This is a genomic window from Lacicoccus alkaliphilus DSM 16010 (genome assembly GCF_900142805.1).
GTDB lineage: Bacteria > Bacillota > Bacilli > Staphylococcales > Salinicoccaceae > Lacicoccus > Lacicoccus alkaliphilus.
Window position 1 is genome coordinate 667151 of sequence record NZ_FRCF01000002.1, and the last position, 14142, is coordinate 681292.

The following is a 14142-nucleotide window of genomic DNA, read 5'->3' on the forward strand; positions in this document are numbered from 1 at the left end:
TCTACTCTGCCCCGAATATTTCCTGCATCAGGCGGTTGCCCGTCGGAGTGGCGGCAAGTCCGCCGCGCCCTGTTTCACGCAGTGCCGATGGCATGGTGAGACCGATTTTATACATCGCTTCCACCACTTCATCCGCAGGTATTCTCGACTCGATCCCCGCCAGGGCCATATCGGCTGCCGTGAGTGCATTGGAGGCACCGGCAGCGTTCCTTTTTACACAAGGGACTTCGACGAGTCCTGCGACCGGGTCGCAGACAAGGCCGAGCATGTTCTTCAATGCAATGGCGAATGCATGGCCGGACTGCTCCGGTGTGCCGCCGGCCACTTCCACGAGACTCGCCGCAGCCATGGCACTCGCGCTGCCGACTTCCGCCTGGCAGCCGCCGGCCGCTCCGGAGATGCTCGCATTATTCGCAACGACGAACCCAAACGCACCCGAAGTGAATAAGAATCTCACCATCTCTTCTTTGGAAAGATTCCTCTTTTCATTCATGGCAAATAAAACGCCGGGAACCACACCTGCAGAACCCGCTGTCGGGGTCGCACAGATTTTGCCCATGGCCGCGTTGACTTCATTCGTACTCACCGCATATGCAATGGCCAGCAGATTCAAATCACCGCCGAGACCTTGGCCGCTTTCGATATACTTCTTCATTTTGACGGCGTCATTGCCCGTCAGTCCCGTCTGGCTTGTCACACCGCCCACACCCTGGTCCACTGCACTCTGCATGACGTCCAGGTTGCGTTCCATATCCTGGTACACTTCCAAAAATGAACGTTTGGAGACATTGATCTCCTGTTCCATCATGATTTCACTGATCGGCTTACTTTCCGCCTCAGCAAGGTCGATTAATTGTGCGATACTGTTGAACATGATATCTCCTCCATTTTAGTTTTCAGCCATTTCTATCACTCTGTCGACACCGTCGATGTTCCGGACTTCCTCGATGATCCGTGGACTGATTTCTTCATCCAGCTCAATCGTCATCAGTGCAATATCCCCTTTTTCTTTACGGGAGACATTCATCTGACTGACGTTGATTTCGTTGTTTCCAAGCACCGTCGTCACTCGTGCGATGGTGCCGAAACTGTCTTTATGGAATACGAGCAGGGCATGATAATTCCCCGATATGTTGATTGCATAATCATTGATGCTGACCAGCTCGATCTTGCCCCCGCCGATTGAGATACCTTCTATCATCAAACGCTCCTCGCCTTTGACGAGTCGCAGCATGGCAGTGTTCGGATGGCTTCTTTCCTCTTCCATCTCTATGAAGTGCACCTTCATGTCTGCTTCCTCCGCATATTCTTCGGCTTTTATGATGCGGTTATCATCGGTATCAAAACCGAGCAGCCCGCCGATCAGGGCGACATCCGTGCCGTGTCCACGATACGTGTCCTTGAATGAACCGTATAAATAGATATCCACATGATCCGGGGTGCCGCCGAAAAGGCTTTTGGCAAGCAGCCCGATACGTGCAGCTCCTGCCGTATGTGAGGATGAGGGTCCGACCATGACCGGCCCGATTATATCAAACACACTATTGTACTTCATATGAGAAACCTCCATTGTAAAAATACCACACCAGTTTTCTCACTGATGTGGCATGATGATTATTTTAAGCAATTATTCTACAGATACTAGGTAGCTGTACACCGGCTGCTGACCGTCATGAATCTCAAACTCTACATCATTATAGCTGTCTTCCAGTTTTTCGACAATTGAATCGACTTCTTCTTCAGACCCCTCGTCACCGATGATCACCGTGACGATTTCCGCTTCTTCATCCAGCATGCTGACGATCAGGCTTTCAAGCGTCTCGCTCCGGGAATCGCTCGCAACATCAATGTTACCATCGTTGATTCCCATATGCTGACCCTTTTTGATATCCATACCGTCGATTTTTGTGTCACGGACAGCATAGGTGACCTGACCGGTCTTCACATGCTCGAGCGCGGAATGCATCGCTGCCTTGTTCTGTTCAAGCGTGCCGTCAGGCGAGAACATCAGCATGCTTGCCAGCCCTTCCGGAATCGAGACGGTCGGAATGACGACTGCAGGGATGTCCAGCATCTGCTGTGCCTGTTCGGCTGCCATTATGATGTTTTTATTGTTCGGCAGGATGATGACCTGCCCCACATCATCGTCCTTGATTATATTTAAAATGTCTTCCGTGGACGGGTTCATCGTCTGGCCGCCGTTGATGACATGTGTGACCCCGACACTTTCAAACAGTGTCTTGATGCCATCCCCGGTCGACACCGTGATGACTGCGGTATCATATGCCTGCTTCTCTTTCACTGCGGCCGCCTGTGATTTACTGCCGTGCACTTCCCTGAACTGCTCACGCATGTTCTCTATCTTCATCTTGATCAACTCGCCGTAACTGGCGCCGTGTGTCATCGCCTCGCCCGGCGTTTCAGTATGCACATGCACTTTGACGATTTCATCATCGGATATGACGAGCAGTGAATCGCCGAACTCACTCATTTCATTCCTGAATTCGTCTTCGTCGAATTCTCGTTTGCCATCTTCGAAGCGGACCATGAATTCCGTGCAGAACCCGTACTCAATATCATCTACGGACATGAACTCATTGAAGTCATGTTCATCATTGACGAAATTTTCCGTATCCACTTCTTTTTCCGTCACTTCGACCTTTTCACCTTTCAAAGCGGCAAGGAATCCTTCATAAACATATACGAGTCCCTGCCCGCCGGAATCGACGACACCGACTTCCTTCAGTACAGGCAGGAGGTCCGGGGTACGTTCCAGGGAGGCTTTTGACTCTTCGATCACCTTTTCCATCACTTCTATCAAAGAAGATGACGTTTCCGCCGCCTCGACTGCTTTGGCGCTCGAATCTTTGGCGACTGTGAGGATCGTCCCTTCCACAGGTTTCATCACGGCTTTATACGCCGTCTTCACACCCTGGTCCAGCGCCTCGCCAAATGATTTCGCATCCACCGTACCCTCATTCTCGATCGCTTTTGAAAACCCTCTGAACAACTGTGAAAGAATCACCCCTGAATTACCGCGTGCACCCATGAGCAACCCTTTGGAGAAATGCCGCCCCATCTCCCCTATATGTTCCATCTCTTTATCACTGACTTCATCGGCACCTGAAGTCATCGATAAGTTCATGTTTGTACCGGTATCCCCGTCAGGCACCGGAAAAACATTCAGTGAATCCACATAATCGGCATGCTGCCTCAAATTGTCAGCACCTGTCAAAATCATATCCTTGAAAATTACTCCATCAATCTTATCCATGATATCGTCTGCGACCTCCCAGCTCACTCATCCGTGTTAATCATCCTGACGCCTTGCACGTGAATGTTAACCGTATTTATAGTCAATCCAAAAGTTTTTTCCAATCTATATTTTACACTTGTCTGTACATTGTTTGCGACTTCGGATACTTTAACCCCGTACCCGACGATGATATACAGATCGACATCAAGAAGGCCGTCGTTATTTTCCACAACCACGCCGCGGGAATAATTCTCCTTGCCCAGCAGTTCGGCAAAACCGTCCCTCACCTGGTGCCTTGAGGCCATACCGACTACACCATAGCTCTCCACTACGGCCTCTCCGGCGATGTTTGCGATTACATCTATTGCAATGTCGATTGATCCAAGTTCATTTTTAATTTCGATAGTCATTCCCCTCGCCTCCAGTACATCATATAATTATAATCAAAAACATCCCGCAATTACAAGCGCAATAGTGATTCTTTGCAGATTAATTCATCAATCCCCATTCATCCGCAGAGGAATTCATGTACGCAGAGGAATTCATGTACGCAGAGGAATTCATGTACGCAGAGGAATTCATGTACATTATAATTTATTATGCTGAAAGTTGAAAGGATAAGCTGGTGCCATGGGTGATTACATACCAGTGCACAATGTGATAAAATTGATTTTCCAACAGGTCCGGACGGGCCTGTCATTGATATACTGCGATTTCCACTGGACACATCACGGAAAATCATGTATTATGTTATAGTATGTCAATGAAGATACATTTAAATTAAAGTGAATTTTGTTAATAAAGGAGATGTACGGCATGGCTAAAGAATGTTATTACACTGGACGCAAAAGTTCGACAGGCAACAACCGTTCACACGCTTTGAATGCAAACAAAAGACGCTTCGGCGCCAACCTGCAGAAAGTCAGAGTGATGATCGACGGCAAACCTCAAAAAGTATGGGTATCCGCCCGTGCTTTGAAATCCGGTAAAGTTGAACGCGTTTAATGACGAAGACTTGAATCCCCTCATCCTGTGGATGAGGGGATTTTTGCATCCATTTTCGTTTTCAGCACACCCGGGAGGCCTCCTGAAATGAAAAAAAGCAGCCATCAGGCCGCTTCCATACATTAAATGATATTCATGATATACACCATGATCATTCCGACAAAAATGGCCGGGATCATGTTACCTACGCGCATTTTTGTAATATTCATCATGTTCATACCGATTGCTAGCAGGATCACACCGCCCGTCGCGCTGACCTGGAATATGATCTGCTGCAGGATGTCTTCAGGTACAACGGCCGCAATGCCCTGTGCGGATAAAATGATGATGGATATATAAATGAACGCCGGTACACCTGAAATGATGACGCCGAGTCCGTAAGTGGTCGTCATGACGATTGCGATGAAGAAGTCCATCATCGCTTTAGTATACAGCACATCATTCGAACCGCGCAGTCCGGCATCAAGCCCCCCGACAATCGCCATCGCACCCACTATGAATACGAGCGTCCCGGAAACGAAGCCCTGGGATAAGTTACCGGAGTGCTTATCACCCAGACGGATTTCCATCCAGTGCCCGAAACGGTTCAGCAGGGCCTCAAGCTGGATGACTTCACCGATGATCGTCCCGATGATCAGACTGAGCAGGGTGATGATGATCGCTTCCGCCCCGACCACCATCTGGATCCCGAGTGTCATGATGACCAAAGCCTGGATTTTCATTACGGAATCCTTGATGCTCTCGGGGATGAAAGTGAAGACCAGTCCGAGTAATCCACCGATAAAAATTGCAAGTGCGTTCGCTACAGCACCCATCAATATCATGATGACACCTCCATTCAATCACTTGATTGTATCATTAAAATCGGCCGGGAAGTCTTAACATGCGCTTTTTTGTGTGTGAATTCATTGCTGATCGTCAATGTGGACCCCAATTCCAACCGTGCATGATCCAATGGATATTTGAAATTGACAAGTGTCAGCACTGTAGACGCAAAAATCGGGATGAACGATACATATTCCATCGCCGGGTTTCTTAGGGGCTCGTGCTCCCCTTCCCTCAACAGTTCCAGTACATTTTGTGCATCGATGATCCTGATTTTGACTTCAGCAAGCCCCGGATGCAGCAGAAGCTGTGTATTGCCGAATAAATGATCCAGCCTGCCGCCGGTCGCCCCGTAAACGTCAATCGATCCATAACCTTTTTCTGCCAGGTCGAGCAGTGCAATCTCAAGATCTGTATCATCCTTTTCACTTTCCACAGGGTCGATGTCCAGCCTGTCATCGATATACTGCCTCTCGATTTCATTTATCGAGTCGAAGTCACCATAAGTATAACTTGGGATGATCCCCGCCTTAAGCAGCAGATACACACCATGGTCGACCCCGGCCCACGGCGAATCCCCCATATCGGAGACAGGCGCGTCCGTCTCCCTGATCAACACATTGATATGTTTCATTTATTTCCTCAGCTCTTCAATGGTCGCCTTCTTATCTTCGGCCTTGAATAGGAATGAGCCGCTCACAAGCAGATTGGCACCCTCCGCTTTGCACAGTGATGCTGTCTCGTCATTGATGCCGCCATCCACTTCAATATCAAATGACAGGCCTTTTTCGGTCCTGATGGTGTTCAGTTCCCCGATTTTCACGAGACCTTCCTCGATGAAGCTCTGGCCGCCGAATCCGGGATTCACGGTCATGATCAGGATGAAGTCCACATCCCCCAGTAAATGCTGCACGGCGGAAACAGGTGTATGCGGATTCAGGGCGATGCCCGCCTTCATCCCTTTGCTCTTGATCAGCTGCACCACCCTGTGGGGGTGATCGGAAGCCTCGATATGGAACGACAGCATGGCCACCCCCATATCTTTGAACTCGTCAATGAACTGGTCCGGGTTCAGCGTCATCAGATGGACGTCAAGGGGAATGCTGGACGCCTTGCTGATGGCCTCTGTGACCGGCAGGCCGTAGGATATATTCGGCACAAACTGCCCGTCCATGATATCCAGGTGGAAAATGTCCGCACCCGCTTCCTCCATTGTTTTAATCTCTTCACCCAATTTTGAAAAATCACTCGCAAGCAGTGATGGCAGCACTTTATTCATGTCAATACCTCTCTTTTCTGGATTCGATTTCTTCAAATATCTGTTTGTAACTCTCATACCTGGAGGAAGCAAGCGCCCCTTCTCCGACAGCTTTCTTCACACCACATTTAGGTTCATTGATGTGAAGGCATTCCCTGAACTTGCAGTTTTCACTGTGTTCATCAAAATCTATGAAGCAGAACTTTAAATTATATTTGTCGATGACCGAAAAATCGATTGTACTGAAGCCCGGTGTATCGGCAATATATCCGCCGGCGATCTCAATCAGTTCGACATGCCGCGTGGTGTGCTTGCCCCGGTTGAGCTTATTTGATATTTCATCCGTATTCAGCTTCGCCTCGGGCAGTATCGTGTTGATCAAAGTCGATTTTCCCACACCGGACTGACCGGAAAGGACACTCAGTTTATCCTTGAATATGTCCAGAAGTTCATGATTCACCTGTTCTTTATCGGTGAAGAACACCGGATACATATCATATATATCTTCAATTTTGGCACGCAGCGATTCATCTTCGGATAGATCCATCTTGGTCACGATGATCACAGGCTCGATGTCGTGGGCTTCCGCGTAGGCAATGAACCTGTCGAGCAGATAATAATTGAAATCAGGGGATACGAGGCTCGTCGTGAGCAGCACCTGATCAATATTGGCGACAGGAGGGCGGACCAGGGCATTTTTCCGATCATCAATCGCTGTGATGTACCCTTCAGTTTCATTTTCTATCTGGAATTCGACGATATCCCCGACGAGGGGCGACTCGGAAGTTTTCCTGAACAGTCCGCGTGCACGGGCCTGATAGATCAGGCCGTCCGACTTGACATAATAAAAACCGCTCAATGCTTTTACAATCTGACCTTTCTTCATAACTCACCCCAAGTATTATAATACATCAATTATAACAGTTCGGCTGTTATGGTAAAATAATAATATCAAAACATAATGGAAAGGTTGGAAAGTATGGCTAAAACAGTACATGTAAGTGAGATCGGACCCCTCATCAAAAATGATGGCGCGGTGCTGATCGATGTAAGGGAAGAGGACGAACTGAAAGAAACGGGTTACGTGCCCGGCGCGATCCATCTGCCGATGTCCACCCTTGATTTTGAAGACGACACATTGAAGAAACATGGGGATGATACTTTGTATATCATGTGCAGAAGCGGGAGGCGCAGCGAAACCGTCCAGCATGCGCTCATCGATCAGGGTTATGATGCAGTCAATGTCGAAGGCGGCATTCTGGAATACGAAGGCGACAGGGAAGAATTGTAAAAAAGGCCTCTCCATATATGGAGAGGCCTTTTGATTGATAACTGATTTAGTCCCTGTCTACCACTTCACGGACATTTTCAATGATGAAGCCGCTCTTCACATAACCCGGCAGACTGTTGAGGTCGACTGTCAGATCCTGCTCAGGCACATCATAAGTGATGCGGGAAGCGAAGTATTTCATCGTTTCCTGCATGATGATGATCGTCATCCATTCTCCGGCACAGCGGTGGTTCGTGTAATAATCGCCGCCACCCTGCGGGATGAGGTCGAACGGGCTGCCGTCCCAGTCCTTGAATCTTTCAGGATAGAATTCATTCGGATTTTCCCATACGTCGGGATCATGCATCGTACCATAGATATCTATCGCGAGCATCGTATCCTTCTCGAAATCATATCCCTTGTATTGGAAATCCTCTTTCACTTTACCAGGCAGGTAAGGGACGAACGGATAGAAGCGTCTCACTTCCTGTGCGAACATGTAGGCGTAATCATCATCCTGCTTGATCTTCTCCCTGGCTACCGGATTCTCGTGCATTGCAAGCGCACCGAAAGCGATGAACCTGTTGATTGCGATCAATGGACGGAATGTATTCATCAGATCGATGCCGCAAAGTCTGGAGTCCATCGGCTCACCTTTGTAGTCTTTCCAATGTGCGAATTCATAAAGTGCAGTGCCTTTTGGCGGGTGGATCTTGCCTTTGCGTGTCTGTATGATCTGATCTTCAAGCCAGTCTTCGACACGGCGGCGTGCCGCTTTGGAAGCCCTGTAGCCTTTGAATGCGCTGCCGATCGCTTTGAATGAATCGATCATGATGTCCATATCCGTAGCGATGTTTTCGATTTCTTTTTCAGGAGCCTGGACCCCTGCCCAGCGTGTGCCGACTTTGGTCAGAAGAATGATGGATTCACGGTACACGTTGACCTGGTCCATGTTCTCCATCCTCTGCGTGTTCATCAGCCAGTGGTTGCGGGTCAGCTCCCTTAAATATTGAAGGTTCCCTTCTGTCATCAAGGACATGAAGAGCGCTTTACGGTCGACATGGACTTTGCCGGTCGTCGTATGAATTGCACCTTTACCGAATAAAGTATTCACCACACGTTTTGGCAGTGTGCCCGAACGTTCCACTTTATCGTTGTCATAAAACAATTCAGCACCGTCTTTACCGGACAGTATGATGATCCTCTTGCCACCCAGTCCGCGGGTCTCAAATACACCATCTTTGACACCCAGGCGTTCCCTCTGATTGGTTGTATACAAATACCCCTGTTTCGCTATCTTAGCTGTGTTATCGATTCCTTTGTCTTTTTTAATAGTAGCCATGAAAGATCCTCCAATTAACTGTTTTCTAACTCATTATATTATAAGTCAGGCTGTGATTACCAACATTTGCATGTTATTTATGGTTTACCCTATTCAGAGTAAGGTATAACTTCATCAATGACTTGTTCCCCGTCCACTTCCACCCTGAACATCCCCCTGCCATCGGGTTCAATTTCAAGACGGACGGTGTATGAGGTGTCTTCATTGATTTCAATGGTCTCATGGACATCATCGATATCCGGATTGTTTGCATCTTCCAAATAAATGTCAACTCTTTTAGGCGGGTTGTCTTCATCCGAAGCACCCTCTCCATCCTCTTCATCTCCTCCGGATGCCCCGGTTTCACCATAGGGGATGGTGACCGTCGTTGAATACAGCATATTTTTAGGGGGCTCTGTGCCGAGTGAAACCACGAGGTTTATGGTCGATCCGGGTAGAAAGCTGCCGTAACTCGGATCCTGGCTGATGACGAAACCCTGCTCGACCTCCTCGCTGTAAAGCTCCTGGGACAGGACGACATTGAAGCCGTTCTGCTCGAGCTGCTCCCTTGCAGTTTCGTATGGCTCCCCGGCAAAATTCACGATTTCGACCGGTTCCACACCCTGGGAAACTTCGAGTACAAGGGTATGTTCATCCGGATGGACTTCCTCCCCGGGGCTGATCGACTGACTGAGTATCGTTCCTGCCTCGGTATCCGAATATACTTCATTCAGGTCGATGCGGTTGAAGTTGATGTCATTCAATGCACCCTGTATATCTGTGAAATTCCCGCCGGTGAAGTCTGCCATCGTATAAGGTTCCGGTCCGGCGCTCACAATGAAATCCACGGTGCTGCCGAATGCCACAACCTCACCGCTTTCCGGGCTGGTCGCGATGACTTCTCCCGCTGCGAATGCATCATCGTAATCCTCAGTGACCTCCCCCATCTCAAGCTGATATTCGGAGAGGACGGCTTCGGCGGATTCAATCGTCATGCCCTGGAAATCAGGCATGGCCAAAGCCGTCACCTCTTCCTCTTCCGGGAACATCATATAGGCGGCGAGCCCGGCAGCTGAGAGCAGAAACAGCAAAGGCACCAGCCAGAGCCAGCCGCTCTTCCTGTCTTCAGGCGGCTTCACACCTTCCCCGGCAGGAGTTGAAGGTGGCGCCAGTGGTTTAATTTTGTCCGTCTTGATCGTCTGTTCATCCGGGCCGTCAACAGAATTGACATAAGGGGTGCTGATGGTGTCATACTTGCTCAAATCCGCCAAAATCATATCGACGTGCCGGTAACGGTCTGCAGGCTTCTTTTCCGTGCACCTCAAAATGATATTCTTCAAACCCTGGGGGATCGGCCTGTAATCGTCGATTTCCGGCAGCTCTTCGGATATCTGCTTCAAAGCGACCGAAACCGGTGTTTCACCGCTGAACGGGACCCGCCCTGTCAGCAGTTCGAACAGGACGATCCCAAAAGAGTAAATATCCGTTCTTTCGTCAGTATCCTGCCCTTTTGCCTGTTCAGGCGAAATATACTGTACGGAACCCATGACCTGGTTCGTCTCCGTCATCCTTGTCTCACTGAGTGCTTTGGCGATGCCGAAATCAGTGATCCTCACCCGATGCTCACTGTCGAGAAGGATGTTTTGCGGTTTGATGTCCCGGTGAATGATGCCCCGGTGATGTGCATGTTCGATCCCTGTCAAAACCTCGACTGCAAGGCGCACCGATTCTTCAATCGAAATCGGATGGTTTTCCTCGATATATTGTTTTAAGGTCGGGCCGTCCACAACCTCGGTCACCAGCAGCTGATATTCATCGGTTTCGTCCACATCGAGTACATTCACTATGTTTGGATGTGAGAGCTGGATCGTACTCTGTACTTCCCGCTGAAACCTGAGACGGGACTTCTCCTCATTATGGGCATCAACTTTTATCATCTTGACCACTACATTACGGTTCAGGATGATATCTTCTGCAAGATAGACGGAGCTCATCCCCCCGCCGAGGTACTTCAGTATTTTGTACCTTTCCGACAGTAATCTGCCTATCACATTTTCGCACCCACCTTCAAGTCGGCAAGGCAGGCGCTGATATTGTCTTTGGATGCATTTGCCTCAGCCTGCCCGATCAATGAATCGAGCCGTTCATGCAGACTCAGGTCCCGCTGATAGAGCGTACGGTGGATATCATCTTCCCTGAGCACATCAGTGAGTCCGTCGGATGCAAGGAGGATGTAATCATACTGCCTGTTCCTCAGTCGGAATATATCGGGCTGGATCAGCCTGTCTGTCCCCAGCGCTTTCGTGATGATATTTCTTTTAGGATGGTTCTTGGCCTCTTCTTCAGAGATTTCACCGGATTCCACAAGCAGATTGACAAAAGAGTGATCCCTGGTCACCTGCTCGATTGCACGATGCCTCATCACATAAGCTCTTGAATCCCCCACATTCAATATGAATATGACATCTTCGATGATGGCCGCCAGCACCAGCGTGGTGCCCATCCCCCTGTAATCGGGATGGCTCTGCTGCAGATCATGCAGCTTACGGTTGGTCCGGATGACCAGCTCACGTAAAAAAGCTTCCCCCCGGCCGCTTTTGATGAGGTTTTCCTGCTCCCAGGCCGCCTGGATTTCATCATTGACAAATTTAGATGCCACATCTCCATGGGCGTGGCCGCCCATGCCATCCGCGACCAAAAACAACACCTGATTTGTACCATTATAAAAAACGCCGGTTCTGTCCTCATTCAGTTCACGAAATTTGCCACGAATACTCTTGTCAATGATTTCCAAGTTAACCCCTCGTTTCTTCTTTTGATTCTTTCGCTCTCAGCTGCCCGCATGCAGCATCGATGTCCGTTCCCTGCTCGCGCCTGACTGTCGCGTTGATGCCCTGCTGGTTGAGCGTCTCCAGAAAGTCGAATATGTCGTCACGTGTCGTTCTGACATAATTTCTTTCCGGCACATGGTTCACCGGTATCAGGTTGACATGGCATTTCAGGTCTTTGATGAGCGACGCAAGTTTCACCGCATCTTCCTTCCTGTCATTCACACCGCCGAACAGACCGTATTCGAATGAAATCCTGCGGCTGGTCTGCTGCTGGTAATATCTCAATGAATGCATCAGTTTTTCGATATCATATGCACGGTTGACCGGCATCAGGCTGGAGCGCTGCTCATTTGTCGGTGCATGGAGGCTGACTGCAAAATTGATCTGGATGTCTTCATCGGCAAAGTCATATATCCTCGGGACGATGCCGCTCGTTGAAACGGTGATATGGCGTGCACCGATATTCAAGCCGTCATCATGATTCATGATTCTGATGAACTGCATCATCGGGTTGTAATTCTCAAAGGGTTCGCCTATTCCCATGATGACGATGCTGGACACCCTCTCACCGGTCTCGTCCAGCGCCTTTTGTATCTGTACGACCTGGGAGACGATTTCCCCTGCTTCGAGATTACGTTTCAGTCCGCCGAGCGTCGAAGCGCAGAAAGAACAGCCGATGCGGCAGCCGACCTGAGTCGTCACACAGACGGAATTACCGTAATCATGCCTCATCAGGACCGTTTCTATCGTATAGCCATCCCTCAGTTTGAACAGGAATTTCATCGTGCCGTCCAAACTTTCCTGTTTGACGAGCGTTTCGAGCGGCTCGATGCTGTAGTGCGACTTCAGTTTTTCACGCAGGGTTTTCGGGAGGTTCTTCATTTCATCAAAGTCATCCACCCGGTGCTGGTACAGCCATTCGAAGATCTGGCTTCCCCTGTATTCTTCCTCGTTCCATTCAGTCATCCGAGCGATCAGGTCATCCTTGGATGACGTATAGATGGAAGGTGTGTCGAATTCCGGCTGGAATAAGTCTTTAACTGGTTTTATCTGGGGTCTTTCAATCATTTAAAACATCCTTTTTGAACCGGGCGATGAAGAAGCCGTCGGTATTTAATTCGTATGGCAGTATTTGGCGGTGCGGCCCTGTAAAGTCCAGTGCCGGAATGTGAAAATCTTCAAATTTAAAGTTATCATTACTTTTGACAAAAGTATATGCCACATTTTCATTTTCCATCTGGTGGATGGTGCATGTCGCATAAATCAATGTGCCGCCGGGTTTTAAAAACTTTTTCACATGGTCGAGTATTTCAAGCTGCAAATCCACAAGGTTGTCGATATCCTTGCTGTTCCTCTCATATCTGATCTCCGGCTTCCTTTTGATCACGCCCAATCCGGAACACGGTGCATCCACTATGATTTTATCGTACATCCGCGGGTATTCATGTTGCGTTGCATCCCCTTTGAAAGCATCGTAATTCTCAAGTTTCAGCCTGTTTGCATTCCGCTCTATGGTGCGGACTTTATGAGCATGGACATCGCTTAAATCCACGTGCCCGTCCGGATTCTTTTCGAGCACATGGAGACCTTTCCCGCCCGGTGCACTGCATGCATCCAGGATGACATCGCCGTTACGGGGCTCAAGCGCGGTGTTGACGAACATCGAGCTCACATCCTGGATGCTGAAGTCACCATCCATATAAGACCCGGTGTTCATTATGCTCGCACCGCTGCTGACTACAAGGGCATCCGGATGCAGTTCAGTCAGCTCGACCGGGTGCCCCTCCAGGTCCAGTTTTTCCTTTAATGATACAGGGTCCGTATATCTGGTATTCACCCTGATGTACATCTCCGGATGGGTGGCAAGGCTCCTGGCGATCTTTTCAGCCCCTTCAGCCTTGTAGTGCGTCTTCCAGTGCTTGATCACCCATAGAGGGATGCTCGTCTCAACGGAGAGCCTCTTCTCAGGATTTTTAATCTCCGCAATTTCCCTCAGCGGTTCACGCATGAAATTCCGGAGTATGGCATTTGTGGCATTAGCCGCCTGCCTGCCGCCGTATTCTTTTGCGATTTCGACGGTTTCATTGATGACGGCGTATGCGGGCACACGATCCAGATACACCATCTGGTAGGCCGCCATGTTGAGCAGATGCCTGTGCCATTTCTTCACTTTCGTCCTGAGGAACGGCTGCAGATAGAAATTCAGGGTGAGCTGGCGGGACAGCGTCCCGTATATCAGCTCGGTGAACAAGCCGCTGTCTTTAGGAGACACCTCCCCCGAATTCAGCACTTCGTCTATGACGATATTACTGTAGGCCTTCTCATCCATGATTTTCAAATAAGCATCAAATGCGGTTTCTCTCACTGTCATATTCA

The 14142-nt window shown here is 49.2% G+C and carries 15 protein-coding genes; 2 read left to right on the forward strand and 13 right to left on the reverse strand.

The genetic code is table 11. The features are described from left to right. Position 1 precedes the first annotated feature (1 nt). From sdaAA to BUA12_RS03580, 4 genes are all read right to left on the reverse strand, one after another. Positions 2-874, reverse strand: coding sequence for an L-serine ammonia-lyase, iron-sulfur-dependent, subunit alpha (sdaAA, locus tag BUA12_RS03565; RefSeq protein WP_072708362.1), 873 nt, complete (start codon positions 872-874; stop codon positions 2-4). A 15-nt stretch (positions 875-889) separates the two neighbouring features. Continuing rightward, positions 890-1555: an L-serine ammonia-lyase, iron-sulfur-dependent subunit beta gene (gene sdaAB, locus BUA12_RS03570; RefSeq protein ID WP_072708364.1), complete on the reverse strand. Its 666-nt coding sequence runs from the start codon at positions 1553-1555 to the stop codon at positions 890-892. A 72-nt stretch (positions 1556-1627) separates the two neighbouring features. Next, the gene (locus tag BUA12_RS03575; protein ID WP_072708900.1) at positions 1628-3274 is read right to left on the reverse strand and encodes a DAK2 domain-containing protein; all 1647 of its coding nucleotides are present in this window, start codon (positions 3272-3274) and stop codon (positions 1628-1630) included. 23 nt (positions 3275-3297) lie between these two features. Beyond that, positions 3298-3666 (reverse strand): Asp23/Gls24 family envelope stress response protein, encoded by a 369-nt coding sequence (locus BUA12_RS03580; RefSeq protein ID WP_072708366.1) that lies wholly within the window; start codon positions 3664-3666, stop codon positions 3298-3300. 406 nt (positions 3667-4072) lie between these two features. On the opposite strand from BUA12_RS03580, the gene rpmB reads away from it, so the two are divergent. Continuing rightward, the gene (gene rpmB / locus BUA12_RS03585; protein ID WP_072708368.1) at positions 4073-4261 is read left to right on the forward strand and encodes a 50S ribosomal protein L28; all 189 of its coding nucleotides are present in this window, start codon (positions 4073-4075) and stop codon (positions 4259-4261) included. Positions 4262-4383: 122 nt separating this feature from the next. Here the strand turns inward: rpmB and BUA12_RS03590 are convergent, their stop codons facing one another. The 4 genes from BUA12_RS03590 to rsgA are packed head-to-tail and all read right to left on the reverse strand — an operon-like array spanning position 4384 to position 7230. After that, the gene (locus tag BUA12_RS03590; protein ID WP_072708370.1) at positions 4384-5085 is read right to left on the reverse strand and encodes a DUF554 domain-containing protein; all 702 of its coding nucleotides are present in this window, start codon (positions 5083-5085) and stop codon (positions 4384-4386) included. A gap of 14 nt (positions 5086-5099) precedes the next feature. Further along, positions 5100-5720 carry a thiamine diphosphokinase gene (locus BUA12_RS03595; protein WP_072708372.1) on the reverse strand — a complete coding sequence of 207 codons (621 nt, stop codon included), beginning with the start codon at positions 5718-5720 and terminating at the stop codon, positions 5100-5102. Then, positions 5721-6365: a ribulose-phosphate 3-epimerase gene (gene rpe, locus BUA12_RS03600; protein ID WP_072708374.1), complete on the reverse strand. Its 645-nt coding sequence runs from the start codon at positions 6363-6365 to the stop codon at positions 5721-5723. A 1-nt stretch (position 6366) separates the two neighbouring features. Next, complete coding sequence (rsgA, locus tag BUA12_RS03605; RefSeq protein ID WP_072708377.1) at positions 6367-7230, reverse strand: ribosome small subunit-dependent GTPase A; 864 nt, start codon at positions 7228-7230, stop codon at positions 6367-6369. A gap of 93 nt (positions 7231-7323) precedes the next feature. On the opposite strand from rsgA, the gene BUA12_RS03610 reads away from it, so the two are divergent. Beyond that, the gene (locus tag BUA12_RS03610) at positions 7324-7635 is read left to right on the forward strand and encodes a rhodanese-like domain-containing protein (RefSeq protein ID WP_072708379.1); all 312 of its coding nucleotides are present in this window, start codon (positions 7324-7326) and stop codon (positions 7633-7635) included. A gap of 46 nt (positions 7636-7681) precedes the next feature. On the opposite strand, the gene BUA12_RS03615 is transcribed toward BUA12_RS03610, so the two are convergent. From BUA12_RS03615 to rsmB, 5 genes are all read right to left on the reverse strand, one after another. Continuing rightward, the gene (locus BUA12_RS03615; RefSeq protein ID WP_072708381.1) at positions 7682-8956 is read right to left on the reverse strand and encodes a cytochrome P450; all 1275 of its coding nucleotides are present in this window, start codon (positions 8954-8956) and stop codon (positions 7682-7684) included. An 89-nt stretch (positions 8957-9045) separates the two neighbouring features. Then, positions 9046-10986 (reverse strand): Stk1 family PASTA domain-containing Ser/Thr kinase, encoded by a 1941-nt coding sequence (gene pknB, locus BUA12_RS03620; protein WP_072708383.1) that lies wholly within the window; start codon positions 10984-10986, stop codon positions 9046-9048. Beyond that, a complete protein-coding gene (locus BUA12_RS03625) occupies positions 10983-11729 on the reverse strand; it encodes a Stp1/IreP family PP2C-type Ser/Thr phosphatase (RefSeq protein ID WP_072708385.1) in 747 nt (248 codons plus the stop codon). The genes pknB and BUA12_RS03625 overlap by 4 nt, the downstream gene beginning before the upstream one ends. A gap of 1 nt (position 11730) precedes the next feature. Then, positions 11731-12834 (reverse strand): dual-specificity RNA methyltransferase RlmN, encoded by a 1104-nt coding sequence (rlmN, locus tag BUA12_RS03630; RefSeq protein WP_072708388.1) that lies wholly within the window; start codon positions 12832-12834, stop codon positions 11731-11733. After that, the gene (gene rsmB, locus BUA12_RS03635) at positions 12827-14137 is read right to left on the reverse strand and encodes a 16S rRNA (cytosine(967)-C(5))-methyltransferase RsmB (protein ID WP_178138215.1); all 1311 of its coding nucleotides are present in this window, start codon (positions 14135-14137) and stop codon (positions 12827-12829) included. The genes rlmN and rsmB overlap by 8 nt, the downstream gene beginning before the upstream one ends. Between the last annotated feature and the right edge of the window lie 5 nt (positions 14138-14142).